We start from the raw sequence: 15,255 nt of genomic DNA on the forward strand, positions 1-15,255 counted from the left end.
GGCTCAAACCGATGGTTTGAGCATGTAGCCCGCGCCTCTTACCGTGTGGATCATCGGGGGCTTGGACGCATCGATCTTCTTGCGCAGGTAGGAGATGTAGAGCTCTACGACGCTGGGCTTCCCTGTGAAGTCATAGCTCCAGACGCGATCCAGAATCTGCGACTTGGAAAGCACGCGACGCGGGTTGCGCATCAGGTAGCGCAGCAACTCGAACTCGGTTGTGGTGAGGTCGATCGGCTCGCCCGCGCGCTCAACCTCGTAGCTGTCTTCGTTCAGCACGAGATCGCCGACGCGCAGGATCGGGTCGGGGTGCTGATCCTGCATCAACTGTGAGCGACGCACGAGGGCGCGCAGTCGCGCGATGAGCTCTTCGAGACTGAAGGGCTTCGACACATAGTCGTCGCCACCCGCAGTGAGACCGTTCACTCGGTCGTCGACCGAGTCGAGCGCCGTAAGGAAGAGCACCGGGAGGAGGTAGCCCTCGCTGCGAAAACGCGACAGCACCTGAATGCCATCGAAATCGGGAAGCATGATGTCGAGCACCGCGACATCGGGGTTAAAGCTGCGAAGCTTCTCTATTGCCTCAGCGCCAGTCGAGGCAGTGTCAACATCCCACCCCTCGTATCTCAATGCCATTGCAATGAGATTGGAAATTGAATCCTCGTCATCAACCACGAGTGCGCGGGTCTTCGCTCCGTCGCTTTGCTGTATCTTTGCTGCGCCCATAACCTGCAAGTATGGCGGGTCGAGCTATGCAGAGCCTGGTTCCAAAAAGATTACGGACGCATGTATTAAAAACCCACAGAAATCGTTGTGGAGTTCAGCACTTTCTGCATGAACGCCAACAGCACACTGGGGTCTAATTCACACTCAGTTCATCGTTTGATCTCACGAGACGTAGCCCGCATGAGGACTCGACGTGGCCCGCACGCAGGCTGCTCGCGGCTGGCCTACCTCCTCACAGCCGGAACAACTGGCAGAATGAGGGGCGATGATCCACAGGCCTGAGCACCTCAAACGTATTGTTACCGATGGCACCGATCGCGCGGCATGGATGCGTGCACGCGCACGCGGCATCACGGCGACCGACGTCGCGAAGCTGTCAACGCCCCGCTCCATCGACACGGCGGCCTGGCAGAAACTGCACGGCAGTGGGTTTTCCGGTAACGCCTTTACCGACCACGGCAAGGCGCGCGAGCCGGTCATCGCGGCGTGGGTGCTCCGGGAATACGGCATCGAGCCGAGCCAGGCGCTCTTCCACGCACAAGACGACGCGCGGCACCTGGCCACCCCCGATGGGCTCGTGCTGAGAGATGCGGGTCACCTTGAGCTCGCCGAGATCAAGACCACCAACAAGGAATGGCGTTCGATCCCTCGCTCCTACCTGCGTCAGGTGTGGTGGCAGCAGCACGTGCTCGGCGCTGAGCGCACGCTCATGGTGTGGGAGCGCCACGAGAATTTCACGCCAGTCGGCGATCCACAGTTTCGCTGGGTGGATCGCGACGAGAACGAGATCGCAAAGCTCGTGGCACTTGCGGGTCAGCTCATCGACACCCTGATCGCCCGCTCGCGGTAGTCGCGACAGCTAGCGCGGGATCGAAACCGTGTCGTCGGGACCAAACGATGCCTGCGGCGCGGGAGCCCCGGGCACCCGGCCCGACGGATTGCCCTGAGCGTGCGTGAAGTTGTGCTCGATGAGCGTCTGCAGCGCGTCCGCCGCCACTTCGAACCCGGGAACGTCACGCAGCACGGTCGACCCGTCGATGCCTCCCGCACCGCCGACGAGCTCGATGTCGCCCGAGCCGAACACGCGCTGCACGAGGGTGCGCCTCGATCGAACCTCGCGCACGCGACTCAGCGGCACTTCGCTGCGGTGCTGCACGAACACCCCGCTGCGGGCGATCACCCGCCGGTTGGTGATAATCGTGCGCCGGGTGAGCCAGCTGAGCAGGGGGCCCACGCCGAGAAGCAGCGCGAGCGCCGCCGCGCCGCCGGCAGCGGCCAGATTCATCCAGGCCTCGGGCAGTGCCCCCACCCAGAACCCCGCGGCGACGGCGAGCGCAGCAAGCATCAGCACCGGAAGCGTGAGCGCGCGCCCGTGCCTCCGCACCCGCATCACCACGGACTCCACCTGAATCGGCGGTTCAGCGGGGCGCGGGTTCGACATGCCCCTTATTCTGCCGCCCCGGGCTCGCCTGCCGCCGAGGCTCCCCGGTCACCCGCATCATTCACGGCGGCATCAAGGCGCGTGCGCGCGATCTGCCCGGCTCGTTCAGCCAGGCCTGCGAGCTCGGCACGCGCGGCATCTGCGGCCTGACGCTGCGCCTCGAGCGATTCCTCGGCACGCGCCGCACGCTCAGCATCGGTGCTCGGATTTCGCGTCTCTCGCGGCCCCGGAGACTCGCTGATCTCACCGGCCCGCCCGGCACGCGCACTCCGCTCGGCACCCTCAGCACGCTCGGCACGCGCCGACGCGTGCCCGGCCGCGGCCCCGGCGGCTCCCCCGGTCACCGCACCGTTGAGCACGCCCACCAGGTCGATGCCCACGGTGTCGCGCGCCATGTCGAGCAACCCCTTCAGATTGCCCATGGCCTCGCCGGCGACCTTCGCGGTGCCGTCGGCGGAGACGACGGTCATGGTATCGATCGCGCTGATCGCCTGCGCGTACTCGTGCGCGATCGACGGCAAGAGGTGGATCAACTCCTGCGCCAACACCGCCTGCGACTGCGTCTCGAGCGCCCGCGCCCGCGCATCGATCGCCTGCGCCTCGGCGAGACCCTTCGCCTCGGTGGCCCGCGCCTCGGCAAGGCCGCGGGTCTCGATCGTGCGGGCGTCGGCCTCGGCCGTCGCAATGGTGGCTGCGGCCTGCGCCTTCGCGAGCGCCTCGACGCGGAAGGCCTCGGCCTCGGCGACCGCACGCACCTCCGCGTTCAGCCGCTCCTTCTTCAGCGCGACCTCCCGCTGCGCGGTGATCTCTTGCTGCTGCACGATGGCCTGCTGCTGGATCGCCTGCTCGAGCGGCTCGGCGGCGCCCGCCTGGGCGTTCGCCTTGTCGGTCTCGACCTGAATCTCGGCCTGGCGCAGCTTCAGCTCTCGGTTGCGATCGAGCAACACCCGCTCGGCCGCGATCTTGGCCTCCTGCGACGCCTGGTACGAATTGGTCTCCGCGATGTCGGCCTGCTGGCGCACCTTGGCGGCCTCTGGCCGACCGAGGTTTGTAATGTAGTCGGAGCCGTCGCGGATCTCCTGGATCTGCAGCGTGTCGACCACGAGGCCCTGCTTGGTCAGCGCCTCCTCTGCCGCCTCGAGCACGCTCTGCGCGACGACCGCGCGATCCCGAATGATCTGCAACACGGTGAGCCCACCGATGATCGAACGCAGCGAACCCGACAGCACCTCCTGTGTCGACTCGTCGATCTCGTCAGAGTTTGAAAGGAAGCGTTGGGCCGCGGCGCGGATCATCTCTTGAGTGCCACCGACCTTCACGACTGCCACGGCCTGCGCCTGGATGGTGATGCCGTCGGTGGTCTGCGCCTCGGTGGTGATGGTGAGGCGGCGCGACCGCAGCGAAATGGTGAACGACTTCTGTACGAACGGCAGCACGAACACGCCGCCGCCGGTGACCACCTTCTGGCCAGAGAGGTCGCGGTTGACGCTGCCGTCGGCCCCACGAATCTCCTTGCCCTTCCCGCCCGTGACGATGATGGCCTCGTCAGGCTTGGCGATCCGGTAGCGCTTGATAATGACCAGCGCAACGAGCACCAGCGCGATGATGGCGCCGAAAATGCCGATAATGGCCGGGGTGGCGAAAAGCATGTCGTCTCCGATGGTTCGGTGGCGGTTACGGGTCGGTATTCAAGAGTTCAACATGAACCGAGGTGGCGGTCAGGGTCTGCGCGACGCGCACGCGCGCGCCACGGGCGATGGGCGCGTCGGCGGTGGCGGAGAGCGAGATGCGCTCACCGTGGCGCACGAGCGCGACCTCGCCGAGCCCGCCCGCGGGGATCGCGAGCACCACGCTCGCTTCGGCCCCCACGAGTTCATCGGCAGTCACCGAGGTGGTCGATTCTGCTCGGCGGATCGCTCGGCTCAGCCACCAGGCGATCGCGCCGCCCAGCACACCGGCCACCGCGCCGACGACCGCACCCACCGGGGTCGAGGCACCTGCCCCAACCGTGGCAAACGCCGTGAACCCGAAGATCGCGGTGAACGCGGCGATCGTGGTGAGGCTGAGCGGGCCGTCGCCGAAGTCGAAGAAGTCGAAGACGCCGTCGAGCAAGACCGAGATGAGGAGCAGGATCGCGCCAGCGATCCCGATGATGAGGAAGATGCCGCCGGCCACGAGCGAGCCATCGATCAGCCGCTCGAACCACGAGATGATGTCGTTCACGTGCGGCCTCCTCACTGTGCGTTGGATTCAGTCTATCGAGCACCCCCGTCATCGGTCACGGCGAGCGCGAAGCCGACCCCGGGTAGACTCCTGGGGTGACTTCCGAGACCCCCGCCTCACCCGCATCGCCCGCGTCCCCCTCGCGCGCGACGCTGATCCTGCAGCTCGTGCGCTCCGCGTGCCACCTCATCACCGTCGTCATCGTGGCGTTCTGGGCCTTCCTCGATTGGGCATGGCCGTGGCCCGGGCTCCTCACCGGAATCGGCTTCACCATCCTCGCGATCCTCATCTGGGCACTCTTCCTTTCGCCCAAGCCGGTGCTGCACACCGATCGCTTTGGCCAGGGGCTCATCGAGTTGCTCTTCATCGCGTCGGGAGTGGGCGCCATGCTCGCCCTCGGCGTGCACTGGGTGGTCGCGGTTGCGTTCGGTGTCGTGGCCGCGGTGGTCGGCTACCTCGCGCCGAGTCGTCTCACTCCGGCCTAAGTTATGCGCGCATGACTCGGGCAATGTGACACGAAATGTCGCCCCCAAGCAAGGTTGACCACACTTTGCGTCACATTGAAGTGGGGCAGGCGCACCACGCCGGGCGAGCGGCGCGATCCACCCTCAGAAACCGGGCAAGATTCGCGGGAATATCGCGGGCGCGCGCTTAGTTGAAGATTATATGAATCTGAATACTTCTCCCGCAGTGGATCATTCGCAGCTCATCCTCGGACTCGACACCTTCGGCGACGTCACCGTCGGCCCGGACGGGAAGCCGATCCACCACGCGCAGGTTTTGCGCGATGTGGTTGAGCAGGCGGTTCTCGCAGATCAACTGGGGGTCGACGCGCTGACACTCGGCGAGCACCACCGCGACGACTTCGCGATCAGCTCACCCGAGATCGTACTCGCGGCGATCGCCGGCCGCACCGAGCGCATGCTGCTCGGCACCGGCGTCACCGTGCTCTCGAGCGACGACCCCGTGCGGGTGTACGAGCGCTTTGCGACGCTCGACGCGGTGAGCAACGGTCGCGCCGAGGTGGTGCTGGGGCGTGGCTCATTCACCGAGTCGTTCCCCCTGTTCGGGCTGAACCTCAACGACTACGAGGGATTGTTTAACGAGAAGCTCGAGCTGTTCGCGCAGCTGCGCGGCGAGGGTGCCGTGACGTGGTCGGGCAAGCATCGCGCGGCGCTCGTGAACCAGGAGGTGTTCCCGAAGACCGAGCAAGAGGGCGGCGTGCGGGCGTGGATCGGCGTGGGCGGCAGCCCGCACTCGGTAATGCGGTCGGTGCAGGTGGGGATCCCGATGATGCTCGCGATCATCGGCGGCGAGCCCGAGCGGTTCCTGCCGTTTGTCGAGCTGTACCGCAACGCGCAGCGCGAGCTCGGGCGCGAGCAGATGCCCGTCGGCGTGCACTCGCCGGGGCACGTGGGCGCGACCGATGCCGAGGCGCGCGACGAACTGTGGACGCACTACGAGGCGTTCCGCAACCGGCTTGGGCGCGAGCGCGGGTGGCCGCCGGCGGCGCGCGCCGAATTCGAGCACGAGGCCGACAGTGGATCGATGTACGTCGGATCCCCCGAAACCGTCGCCCAGAAGATCGCCGCGACCGTGCGCACGCTGGGTGCTGATCGTTTCGATCTGAAGTACGCGAACGGCACGATGCCGCACGCACTGCTCATGTCGAGCATCGAGCGCTACGGCCGCGAGGTGATCCCGCGCGTGCGCGAGCTGCTCGCGGACTAGCGGGCGGGCGGCGGGCGGGGCGTGCCCCGCGCTGTCTAGAGCGTGAATTCCCGCCAGGCGCCCGTGGCGGCCCCGGTCGGCATGCCGTCGAGCACGCGGATGCGGCGCTCGGCCGGGCTCATCACCACGGTTGCGAGGGTCGCCCACCGGTCGCCGAGCGGCATCGCGGGATCGGCGACGCAGCTCAGCGGCGGATCGCCCTCGCCGCTCTCGAGCAGCGCCACCAGCGCGGTGAGATCAGCAGGGCGGCACGCCTCGATCCGCTGCTCGAGCAGGTCGAAGCGCTCTGATGAGTCGGGCTCGTACGAGGCCTTCTGCTCGCGCAGCGGCGTGGAGTGCTGTAAGTGGTTCGTGCGGATCAGGACCCCCTCGCGCAGCGGCACCTCGAAGACGCCGACCGGCGTGACCTCGAGCGAGACGGCGCCGCCCGCGTCGGTGAGCGTGAGCGAGGTCGAGGCGCTTACCGGGGTGGCGCGCACGAGCGCGATTGCTTCGTCGACGTTCGCGCACTCGCGCAGCACCGCGTAGGCGAGGAGGTGCACGGACACGCCCCCCGGCCCGTCTGCGGCGTGCCCCAGAATGTTGAAGTTGACCGCGAGACCTGCCTCGTTGAGGCCGATCTTCGCGAGGATGCCCTGCTCGGTGATGCCCGCGAAACGGTAGTTCGGGCGCGGGTGAGCGCCTCCGGCAGTCTCGCCTCCCCCTGCGGCCCTACTCCCGGCGGCACCATCTCCAGTAACCGTCTGGGTGTGCCAAAACTCGGCGAGGTCCGCGTGCCAATCCCAGGTCTGCACGCTGTGCATCGCACCACCGAGGCGGATCGACACCGTCGAGCACTCGTGAGCAGGCGCGTTGCCTAACGCGAGGATCTCGGTGCGCGCGTTGAGCGCCATGAGCCGGTCGAGGGCGAGCCCCGATGCGTCGGCGACCGCGCGGAGTTCCTCGGCGATTTCGGGGCGCCAGGCCTCAACCGCGGCGAACGATGCGGCGGCGGACTCGCGCTCGGCCGCTTCGCTGACGCCGACCGCGCGAAAGATCGCGGCATACCCCCGGTAGGCAGCGTCGATCGTGTCGCGCAGTGCCAGCCCGCGTGCGCGCCCGAGCTCGCGCGGGGTGGTGCCCGCGAGCTCGAAGTGGGCACGCGAATGGCGCGTGCCCACTGCGGAATCGGTGCCGGGATTCGTGTGAGTCATGGTCTGCTGAGTGCGGCTTTCGGTTTGGTTAGCGGGTGGATCACTCCACGCTCTCACACTCGACCGCCGCGATGGGTGAGACTCTCCTACCCCGCGACACCCCAGCCTCGCCACTTCCCCGCAGCAAGGAGACCCGTGTTGAGGTATCTCGATGTCGAGATACCTCGATCCACAATGGTGGATCACCGCACTTGCGCTCGCGGCGATGCACGCTAGCCTGAAAGCATGAGCCACCTCAGACTCGAAGAACTGTCCGCCTCCACGATCGTGCACGTCAACAGCCTTGGGCTGAAACCGGGCCAAGAGCAGTTTGTGAGCCCCGTGTCGTACGCGGCGGCCGCGGCCGTGACCCCCGTACACACCGCCTGGCAGCGCGTGGTGCTCGACGACGACCGAGTGGTCGGGTTCATTCACGGCAACTTTGACCCCGACGCTTTGCAGGAGGAGTTTAAGGCGGCGCTGTGGCGCATCAACGTCGACGCCGAAGCGCAAGGCCAGGGCGTGGGCCGCTTCGCGGTCGAGGCCCTCATCGAGGAGGCGCGCCGTCGCGGAGTCGAGCGCCTCACCGTGCTCTGGGAACGGGGCGAGGATGGCCCCGAGCAGTTCTTCCTGCGGATCGGCTTCAAGCAGGTGGGCGAGACCGAGTATGGCGAGGTTATCGGCGCGATCGACCTCTAGCGCACCGCGGAGAATGCCCCCGGCCCGCAGGGTGTGGGGGCATTTTTTCGCCCATTTGCACTCTCCGTGCATGTCCCCCGTTTCTCCCCGAGTTCCTCCTCGTGACCCTCCCTGCGCCACGCGTCGCGCCACGCGTCGTGCCACGCGTCGCCCCTCTCTCCGCACCACTTGGCTTGGCACCTAGACTCGCCCAGTCCCACTCCTCCATCATCCGAAAGCGAGCAGCATGCCCACCGCAGGCCAGTCTCAGTCGCGCGGCGTACTCGTCTCGGTCGGGTCGTCGGTCTCATTCGGCCTGATCTACTTCCTCACCCCGCTGCTGGCCCCGATGTCTGGCGAGTCGGTGTGGGCGGTGCGCACCCTGGTGTCGCTGCCGTTCATCGCGGTGGTGCTCATCGCCCTGCGCCGATGGGGTCTCGCGGCAGAGGTTGCCCGCCGCATCCGGCGCACACCGCTGCTCGCGCTCGGCGTCGTCGCATCGGGCCTGCTTCTCGCCGCCCAACTCTGGATCTTCAGCTGGGCTCCCCTCAACGGCCGCGCCATGCAGGTCGCGCTCGGCTACTTCCTTCTCCCGCTCGTCCTCGTGCTCGTGGGCCGCTTCCTCTACGGCGACCGCATGGTCTGGTGGCAGTGGATCGCCGCGGCTGTCGCCGCGACCGGTGTCGCGTTTGAGATCATTCGCGTCGGCGGCATCTCGTGGGAGACGCTCGTCGTCGCCCTCGGATACCCCGTCTATTTCGTGCTGCGCCGCGCGATCGGCATAGGGCATCTCGGCGGGATGTTTTGGGAGATAGCGGTTCTGTTCCCGGTTGCGATCGTGGTGGTCTGGCTCAATTTTTCCAGTGGATCCCTACTCGCCGCGAATCCCGCACTGTGGTGGGCGGCACCCAGCTTCTCCCTCTTCGCCGCCTTCGCGCTGCTGCTCTACCTCCTCGCCTCGCGCTACCTCTCGATGAGCATCTTCGGGCTGCTGAGCTACCTCGAGCCGGCCCTGCTCGTGGTAGCAGCGGTGCTGATCGGCGAGCGGATCGCGCCGGGCGAGTGGTTCACCTACGGCGCGATCTGGACCGCCGTGCTGATTCTCGTGATCGGCGGGACGGTTGGGCTGGCGCGGTCGAAGCGGCGCCGCCCGGGCGAACCGCCTCCGACGACCCAGCCGATTCCCCTCGCGTAGATGCCCCTCGCTTGGATGCCCCTCGCGCAGGTGCCCCTCGCGCAGGTGCCCATCGCTTGGATGCCCCTCGCTTGGATGCCCCTCGCGCAGGTGCCCCTCGCGTAGATGCCCCGACCAGGTAGGGCGCAAGTGGGTGCTTCACCTGCGTGCAACGCGCCACTTGCGCCCTACCGGCCTTCCGGCAGCAGGGCAGCAGGGTTGCCGGGTCGCTCGCGAGCGGGCGCTGGCCCGCGCGCAGCCGGGCAGCAGGGCAGCTGGGTCGCTGGGCAGCCGGGTCGCAGGGGCGCTCGCGAGTGGGCGCTGACCCCTGCGCACCCGGGTGCCTTGTTCACCTCGGGGTGCCTTATTCCCGCAAATAGGGCACCCTGAGGTGAATAACGCACCCTTTCCCGGGCGCTGGGGCCAGCTCGGAGAGGGATCACGTCACCCACGTGCAGCGGGTCACCTCCCCAACCTCGCCTGCCGGGGGGCGCAGACTCACACGCGCTACTTTCACCTGGTACCGTGCGAGGTGTGCGTGAGGATCCACCTGTAAACGAACCGGCGACCACCACCGGCCCGGCGCCGCGCGGCAGTGCCGGCGAGGTCTTTCGCGCGTTCCTGAAGCTCGGCCTCACCTCCTTCGGCGGCCCGATCGCACACCTCGGGTTCTTTCGCGACGAACTGGTCACCCGCCGCAGGTGGGTGCGCGAGAGCGAATACGCGGATCTCGTCGCGCTCGGCCAGTTCCTCCCCGGGCCCGCGTCGAGTCAGGTGGGGTTCGCGCTGGGGCTGTTTCGCGCGGGGCCGCTCGGCGCGCTTGCCGCGTGGATCGCCTTCACCCTGCCGTCGGCGATCCTGCTCGTGGCGTTCGCCTACGGGGCCACGCTCTTTGACAATGCGATCGGCGCGGGGGTGCTCGCCGGGCTGAAGGTCGTCGCGGTCGCGATCGTCGCGCAGGCGGTGTGGGGCATGGCCCGCACGCTGACACCCGACGCGCGCCGGGCATCGATCGCGGTGGTCGCCGCGATTCTTGTGTTGTTCGTCGCCGGCCCGGTGGGGCAGGTCGGCGCGATCGTGCTCGGCGCCCTGGCCGGATACCTGTTGTGTCGCGACGCTCCCGCTGGTCTCCCAACCAGTGCTCCCGTCCGAAAGCCGGCCAGCCCAACCGCTGCGGAACCCGCTGAGGCAGAAGACAGCCCCGCCACCGGCCTGGCAACCGACTCGACTGCTCGTCGCGCCGAGGGGCCAGCGGGTTCTGGTGCCCTGCGCATTCCCGTCTCGCGCCGCGCCGGCGTCGTCGCTCTCAGCCTCTTCGCTGCGCTACTCGTCGCGCTCCCGGCCGCCGCGGCCGCGCTCGGCACCCCGCCAAGCACAAGTTCCGCCGCGAACGCTGGCAACGGCTCAGTCACCAGCGCCGCTAACACCAGCGCCGCAGGCACAACCTCGCCAGGCAGCACCGCGCCAAGCAGCACCGCGCCAGGCAGCACCGCGATCCACGTGGCCGACTCCTTCTATCGGGCGGGCGCGCTCGTGTTCGGCGGTGGGCACGTCGTGCTCCCCCTTCTGCAGTCCGAGGTCGTGACCGGAAACCCCGCCGGCTGGGTCACCCCCGACGCATTCCTCGCGGGCTACGGCGCGGCGCAGGCCGTGCCGGGTCCACTGTTTACGTTTGCCGCGTACCTCGGAGCGCTCGCCGAGCCCGGCCCCGCGGGCCTCGTGACGGCCGCGATCGCGCTGGTCGCGGTGTTTCTGCCGGGGCTGCTGCTGCTCGTCGGAGTGCTCCCCTTCTGGAACACCTTCCGCACGAAGCGCCCCGCCCAGGCGATCATGCGCGGCGCGAACGCGGCGGTGGTCGGCATCCTCGCGGCGGCGCTCTACGACCCGGTATTCGTCACCGCGATAGTGGATCCCGCGACCTTCGCCCTCGCCCTCGTGTGCTTCGCGCTGCTGGTGTCGTGGCGCACTCCCCCGTGGGTGGTCGTGCTCGTGGGCGCAGCCGGCGGGGCGCTCCTCGCCGCCTGAACCGCGCACTGCACAGCCTCCCGCGCATCGCGCAGGCGACTCGGGCTTTCCTCTCGCACGAGTCCGTGGGCAGTAGATGTCGGAAAGCCCGTGCTTTCGAGCATCTACTGCCCACGGACACCCGTAATCGCGATGGCCGGCGGAATGGATCGCCCCGCCCAGGCAGGGTCGCCCCGCAGCAGATTGCTCGTGACCTCTGTCAGGAACCGGACGAGCCGATCCACGCCCGTGAGCGTGTCTCCGTCGGTATCACCAGACACCGCACCCGAACTCTCCGCGAGTTCTGCAACCGCACCCTGAACGCGGCGCAGAGTCTCCTCCACCACCCACGCAACTCGAGCACGAGGCAACCCCCACCCGATGCCCTCATCGATGAGGTGCTCGGCCGTGATCTCGCGCCAGAATCTCTTTCCACCGATCCGCATGGAGAGGAGAGCGGCCTCATGGTCGAAAAGCACCTGAGGAACAATGTCGTAGGCATCGGCGAGCGTCGCCACGCGGCCGCGCGGCTCAAACGCCCCACTGAGCCCCGGCAGCATGAAGGAAAAGTTCTTTGCATGCGCATCCGTGTTTCCGCACGCAACATTCAGCACGGTCAGCGCGAGGAGTCTTTCTCGGGGCGCGAGCGTGATGCCCGTTGCCTCCGGCTCCCGCCGCAACGGTGACGGGGCCGGCAGTAAACGGGCGATCTGCGCGAGGCTGGCCCGTTCAGAGTCGGCTCAGCGCGGATCCGCCCCCACCCACCGCTGCGCCGCGGATGTACCCGGCAGCGCGGGCAAGAATTCGATCAAACTCGTCTTCGTCAATGTCAATCGGTTCGAGTGGCGGGCGCGGTTCGCCGATGGTCACGCTGCCACCTACATCAGCCCCATCCTCGGCGAGGAGCCCGTACAGATCGTCTGCCCTCACGTGAGCCTCGCGCGCGAGCCGGCTCAGTCCTATTCCTTCGGGCAGCAACCCGCCGAAGAATGGCCCCGGGTCAAGCCCCTCTGCGCCAAAGGGCAGCGAGTGCGACAGCACGGGTGAGTTGAGCGGAGCGATTCACGACCAGTCGCCACCCCAAGCGAACGAACCGTCGCCACGGATCTCGCCGATCGAGACACCCGAGAGGCGCACTTCCAGTGGATCACGGCTCATCGACGGTCGCCGTCAGATTGATGCCGAGCGAGGTGAGCACCTGAAAATACCGCTCGTTGGCCTGTTTTCCCTTGCCCGATTCAAGTTCGGAGAGCCACCGATGGGTCACGCCGAGGCGCTCCGCGAGCTCACGCTGGGTGAGGCCGTGCGCCCGGCGCACGTGACGCACGAGGCGGCCGACATCCATAGGACTGGTGACAATCGCCTGCACACGGCCTCCGATAACGTTTTCGTAAAGTTTTCTCGTTGACTACGATAACGTAAACACTCGGGCCTGACTACCCTTTCGTGCAATTCATGGCCAACAGCCAGGCGCAAGGGGACGGAGTGCCGGGGCGGGGTGCAGGGGGCGGGGCGGGGTTCCGCGGGGCGGCGGATCACTCCGCCTCGTACACGACCTCTCCGGCAAGCACGGTGACCCGATTGCGGGTGAGGTGGATCTCGGCCGCATCTGCCGCGAACGGGTCGCGATCCGCCACCGCCACATCGCACACCTCGCCGACCGCGATGCGCCCGCCCGGCATGCCGAGCAACTCGTGCGACCCGCGCGTGTACGCGGTGAGGATCGACGACAGCGACAGCGCCTCGTCGGGCAGCAGTGGATCAAACTCCGTCACCCCGGGCTCGCGGCGCGTCACCGCCACGTGCATCGCCAGCCACGGGTCGGGGCTCGAGACCGGCCAATCGGAGCCACAGGCAAGCGCGGCCCCCGCGCCCTCGAGCGACGCGAACTGGTACTGCCACCCGGCCCGTTCCTCCCCCATGAGGGGCATCGTGAGGGTGAGCATCTGCGCGTCGAGGCACGCCCACAGCGCCTGCAGGTTGGCGGTCACGCCGAGCTCTGCGAAGCGGGGCAGGTCTTCGGGATTGATGATCTGCAGGTGAGCGATGTGGTTGCGCACGCGGGCGCGATCCGCCTCGGGAACCGCGGCCACCGCGTCGAGCGCGTACCGCACCGCGCGATCGCCGATGGCGTGAAAGTGCGCGGTGAAGCCGCGGGCGTTGAGCAGCGGCACGAGCTCGAGCAGTTGCTCGCGGCTGAAGTAGGCGAGGCCTGATCCACCGGTGCAGGAGCACTCGGCGATATAGGGCTCTTCCATCGCGGCGGTCTCGTTCTCGGGCACCCCGTCGACCATGATCTTCGCGGTGTCGAGCGTGAGCCCCTCGCGTTCGTACTGCGCGCGCCGCCGCTCGAGATCGGCCACGAAGTCTGCGATCGACATCCCGTCAAAGTCGCGCGACACCCACAGCGCCCCGCTCGCCCGCCCGCGCAGTTCGCCCGCGTCGATGAGCGAACGGTAGACCGGGGTGAAGTCGGTGTAGCCGGCGTAACTGCCGAGGATCGCCTCCTGCCACCCGGTGATGCCGTAGCGGAACATCACCTGTTCGCCCGCGAGCAGGCCGGCCCGCATCTCGGCGTCGGTCGTCTCGGGAATCACTGCGGCGACGAGCTCGGCGGCCCCCTCCTGCAGGGTGCCCGCCGGTGCGCCCGTGGCGTCGCGCTCGATGCGCCCGTCGGCGGGGTCGGGGGTCTCGGCGGTGACGCCGGCGAGTTCGAGCGCACGCGTGTTCGCCCACGCCCCGTGGTGGTCGGCGTTGATGAGATACACCGGGCGGTCGGGCACCACGCGGTCGAGGTCCTCGCGCAGCGGGGTGCCGCCGGCGAACTGCGGCATCCGCCATCCGCCGCCCACGATCCACGGCAGCTCGGGGTTCGCCGCCGCGTACCGGGCGATCTCGGCGTAGACCTCCTCGGCGTTCGTGCACGCCGTCAGGTCGCACCGCAGCGACTCGATGCCGCCAATCGTGGTGTGCACGTGCGCGTCGACGAAGCTCGGGGTGACGAGCCCCCCGCGGGCATCGATAACCCGGGCTGCGGCGAAGCTCTCCACAATCTCGTCGCCACCGAGCGCCACGATGCGCCCACCCGCTGCGGCGAGCGCGGTGTGCGGCAACATGGCCCCGTCGCTGAAGATGCGGGCATTGTGGATCACCAGCTCGGCCGAGGCGTGCTCTGCTGAGGTCGCGTGCGCCTGGTCGGCGTGTGTCTGTGCAGCCTGGTTCTGTGCAGCGCGCGTCTGTGCAGCCTGGTTCTGTGCAGCGTGTGTCTGGTCGGCGTGCTTCGGGCCATTGGTACTCATGCGGTGGCGCCTTTCAGGTCGTCGAGTTCGTGGCGGAACATTTCGATGTAGCGGCTGAGGAGATTCATGAACGTCGTCTCGGCGACGCGTCGCTGGTCGGTGCGCCCGCGCGTAATCGACGCGAGGATCGGTGCGCCCTGAGCCGCCACCACGTCGGGGTCGAGCATGAGGTCTTCGGCGTTCCACTCGTAGGCGAAACCAAGGGCGAGGTGCTCGAGCCCGAGCAGCGCCTCAAACGCGCGCACGGGCTCAAAGCCCTGCTCGGTAAGCGTGCGCAGAAAGAGTTCATACATCGCGAGTGTGCCGGCGTCGCGCACCGGCGTCGTTGACAGCACCTGAATGGTGTTGGGGTGGCGCGCGAAGGCGCGGTAGTAGGCGAGCCCGAAGGTGTGGATCGCCTCATCCCAGGGCTGCCGGTCAAGTTCGGGGGTGTGGATCTCGCGCACCACGAGCGCGCGAACGAGGTCGACGATGCCCTTCTGCCCGTCGACGTGGTGGTAGAGCGAGGGCGCACGCACCCCGAGGCGCTGGGCAAGCACCTTCATGGTGCAGGCCGCCCAGCCGAGCTCGTCGATGATCGCGAGCGCCTCGCGGGCGATGGAGTCTTCGGTGAGGGCGGGGCGCGTGGGCCTTCCAGCTTTGCGTGGAGTGTCCGCGTCAGGGGTCGACGTTTCACCCATTGCTCACCTCCCATCGCAGCGTCGCTCATGGTTGTTGCTTCAAGATTTCAAGTTGGTAACCATGCGGAAACGGTCGCATCACGACCCTTGCGCTCCTTATCTAACCCCATTAGGTTTATCGATCACA

General features: G+C 67.8%; 16 protein-coding genes. 6 read left to right on the top strand and 10 right to left on the bottom strand.

The features are described 5' to 3' along the window. Window positions 1-3 precede the first annotated feature (3 nt). On the bottom strand, window positions 4-726 hold the full coding sequence (locus ACR0R4_RS04255; protein ID WP_433646111.1) for a response regulator transcription factor: 723 nt from the start codon (window positions 724-726) through the stop codon (window positions 4-6). A gap of 265 nt (window positions 727-991) precedes the next feature. Here ACR0R4_RS04255 and ACR0R4_RS04260 point away from each other — a divergent pair, with 265 nt between their 5' ends. After that, the gene (locus tag ACR0R4_RS04260; RefSeq protein ID WP_433646112.1) at window positions 992-1,576 is read left to right on the top strand and encodes a YqaJ viral recombinase family protein; all 585 of its coding nucleotides are present in this window, start codon (window positions 992-994) and stop codon (window positions 1,574-1,576) included. A 9-nt stretch (window positions 1,577-1,585) separates the two neighbouring features. Here ACR0R4_RS04260 and ACR0R4_RS04265 read toward each other — a convergent pair whose 3' ends face one another. From ACR0R4_RS04265 to ACR0R4_RS04275, 3 genes are read right to left on the bottom strand one after another with little or no spacing between them, the layout of a single operon-like run. Beyond that, window positions 1,586-2,167, bottom strand: a complete 582-nt coding sequence (locus tag ACR0R4_RS04265) for a PH domain-containing protein (protein WP_433646113.1) — start codon at window positions 2,165-2,167, stop codon at window positions 1,586-1,588. Between the two features lie 5 nt (window positions 2,168-2,172). Further along, window positions 2,173-3,816: a flotillin family protein gene (locus ACR0R4_RS04270; RefSeq protein ID WP_433646114.1), complete on the bottom strand. Its 1,644-nt coding sequence runs from the start codon at window positions 3,814-3,816 to the stop codon at window positions 2,173-2,175. Between the two features lie 25 nt (window positions 3,817-3,841). Continuing rightward, a complete protein-coding gene (locus ACR0R4_RS04275) occupies window positions 3,842-4,390 on the bottom strand; it encodes an NfeD C-terminal domain-containing protein (RefSeq protein ID WP_433646115.1) in 549 nt (182 codons plus the stop codon). Between the two features lie 95 nt (window positions 4,391-4,485). Between ACR0R4_RS04275 and ACR0R4_RS04280 the strand changes: the two genes are divergently transcribed. Both ACR0R4_RS04280 and ACR0R4_RS04285 read left to right on the top strand, forming a co-directional pair. Beyond that, window positions 4,486-4,875 carry a DUF2568 domain-containing protein gene (locus tag ACR0R4_RS04280; protein ID WP_433646116.1) on the top strand — a complete coding sequence of 130 codons (390 nt, stop codon included), beginning with the start codon at window positions 4,486-4,488 and terminating at the stop codon, window positions 4,873-4,875. Window positions 4,876-5,056: 181 nt separating this feature from the next. After that, a complete protein-coding gene (locus ACR0R4_RS04285) occupies window positions 5,057-6,121 on the top strand; it encodes an LLM class flavin-dependent oxidoreductase (protein ID WP_433646117.1) in 1,065 nt (354 codons plus the stop codon). Window positions 6,122-6,156: 35 nt separating this feature from the next. Here ACR0R4_RS04285 and ACR0R4_RS04290 read toward each other — a convergent pair whose 3' ends face one another. Next, window positions 6,157-7,314 (bottom strand): C45 family autoproteolytic acyltransferase/hydrolase, encoded by a 1,158-nt coding sequence (locus ACR0R4_RS04290; RefSeq protein ID WP_433646118.1) that lies wholly within the window; start codon window positions 7,312-7,314, stop codon window positions 6,157-6,159. A gap of 225 nt (window positions 7,315-7,539) precedes the next feature. Here ACR0R4_RS04290 and ACR0R4_RS04295 point away from each other — a divergent pair, with 225 nt between their 5' ends. The 3 genes from ACR0R4_RS04295 (at window position 7,540) to ACR0R4_RS04305 (ending at window position 11,170) form a co-directional block, all read left to right on the top strand. Further along, on the top strand, window positions 7,540-7,992 hold the full coding sequence (locus ACR0R4_RS04295; protein WP_433646119.1) for a GNAT family N-acetyltransferase: 453 nt from the start codon (window positions 7,540-7,542) through the stop codon (window positions 7,990-7,992). A 226-nt stretch (window positions 7,993-8,218) separates the two neighbouring features. After that, complete coding sequence (gene rarD / locus ACR0R4_RS04300) at window positions 8,219-9,166, top strand: EamA family transporter RarD (RefSeq protein ID WP_433646120.1); 948 nt, start codon at window positions 8,219-8,221, stop codon at window positions 9,164-9,166. A 513-nt stretch (window positions 9,167-9,679) separates the two neighbouring features. After that, complete coding sequence (locus ACR0R4_RS04305; protein ID WP_433646121.1) at window positions 9,680-11,170, top strand: chromate transporter; 1,491 nt, start codon at window positions 9,680-9,682, stop codon at window positions 11,168-11,170. Window positions 11,171-11,274: 104 nt separating this feature from the next. Here ACR0R4_RS04305 and ACR0R4_RS04310 read toward each other — a convergent pair whose 3' ends face one another. The 5 genes from ACR0R4_RS04310 to ACR0R4_RS04330 all read right to left on the bottom strand — a co-directional run bounded on the left by ACR0R4_RS04310 (window position 11,275) and on the right by ACR0R4_RS04330 (window position 15,128). Beyond that, window positions 11,275-11,829 (bottom strand): HipA domain-containing protein, encoded by a 555-nt coding sequence (locus ACR0R4_RS04310; RefSeq protein WP_433646123.1) that lies wholly within the window; start codon window positions 11,827-11,829, stop codon window positions 11,275-11,277. A 49-nt stretch (window positions 11,830-11,878) separates the two neighbouring features. Beyond that, window positions 11,879-12,190 carry a HipA N-terminal domain-containing protein gene (locus ACR0R4_RS04315; protein WP_433646124.1) on the bottom strand — a complete coding sequence of 104 codons (312 nt, stop codon included), beginning with the start codon at window positions 12,188-12,190 and terminating at the stop codon, window positions 11,879-11,881. 106 nt (window positions 12,191-12,296) lie between these two features. Next, complete coding sequence (locus ACR0R4_RS04320) at window positions 12,297-12,494, bottom strand: helix-turn-helix domain-containing protein (protein WP_433646125.1); 198 nt, start codon at window positions 12,492-12,494, stop codon at window positions 12,297-12,299. A 190-nt stretch (window positions 12,495-12,684) separates the two neighbouring features. Beyond that, complete coding sequence (locus ACR0R4_RS04325) at window positions 12,685-14,448, bottom strand: amidohydrolase (RefSeq protein ID WP_433646126.1); 1,764 nt, start codon at window positions 14,446-14,448, stop codon at window positions 12,685-12,687. Continuing rightward, window positions 14,445-15,128: a TetR/AcrR family transcriptional regulator C-terminal domain-containing protein gene (locus tag ACR0R4_RS04330; RefSeq protein ID WP_433646127.1), complete on the bottom strand. Its 684-nt coding sequence runs from the start codon at window positions 15,126-15,128 to the stop codon at window positions 14,445-14,447. The genes ACR0R4_RS04325 and ACR0R4_RS04330 overlap by 4 nt, the downstream gene beginning before the upstream one ends. Window positions 15,129-15,255 lie beyond the last annotated feature (127 nt).

This window comes from Leucobacter fengyongliangi, from assembly GCF_050971685.1.
In the GTDB taxonomy this organism is placed as follows: domain Bacteria; phylum Actinomycetota; class Actinomycetes; order Actinomycetales; family Microbacteriaceae; genus Leucobacter.

What these genes read in the sequence shown, in the direction of transcription:
- ACR0R4_RS04255 (WP_433646111.1), bottom strand. Translation starts at nt 726, where the DNA reads ATGGGCGCAGCAAAGATACAGCAAAGCGACGGAGCGAAGACCCGCGCA.
- ACR0R4_RS04260 (WP_433646112.1), top strand. Translation starts at nt 992, where the DNA reads ATGATCCACAGGCCTGAGCACCTCAAACGTATTGTTACCGATGGCACC.
- ACR0R4_RS04265 (WP_433646113.1), bottom strand. Translation starts at nt 2,167, where the DNA reads ATGTCGAACCCGCGCCCCGCTGAACCGCCGATTCAGGTGGAGTCCGTG.
- ACR0R4_RS04270 (WP_433646114.1), bottom strand. Translation starts at nt 3,816, where the DNA reads ATGCTTTTCGCCACCCCGGCCATTATCGGCATTTTCGGCGCCATCATC.
- ACR0R4_RS04285 (WP_433646117.1), top strand. Translation starts at nt 5,057, where the DNA reads ATGAATCTGAATACTTCTCCCGCAGTGGATCATTCGCAGCTCATCCTC.
- ACR0R4_RS04290 (WP_433646118.1), bottom strand. Translation starts at nt 7,314, where the DNA reads ATGACTCACACGAATCCCGGCACCGATTCCGCAGTGGGCACGCGCCAT.
- ACR0R4_RS04295 (WP_433646119.1), top strand. Translation starts at nt 7,540, where the DNA reads ATGAGCCACCTCAGACTCGAAGAACTGTCCGCCTCCACGATCGTGCAC.
- rarD (WP_433646120.1), top strand. Translation starts at nt 8,219, where the DNA reads ATGCCCACCGCAGGCCAGTCTCAGTCGCGCGGCGTACTCGTCTCGGTC.
- ACR0R4_RS04320 (WP_433646125.1), bottom strand. Translation starts at nt 12,494, where the DNA reads ATGGATGTCGGCCGCCTCGTGCGTCACGTGCGCCGGGCGCACGGCCTC.
- ACR0R4_RS04325 (WP_433646126.1), bottom strand. Translation starts at nt 14,448, where the DNA reads ATGAGTACCAATGGCCCGAAGCACGCCGACCAGACACACGCTGCACAG.
- ACR0R4_RS04330 (WP_433646127.1), bottom strand. Translation starts at nt 15,128, where the DNA reads ATGGGTGAAACGTCGACCCCTGACGCGGACACTCCACGCAAAGCTGGA.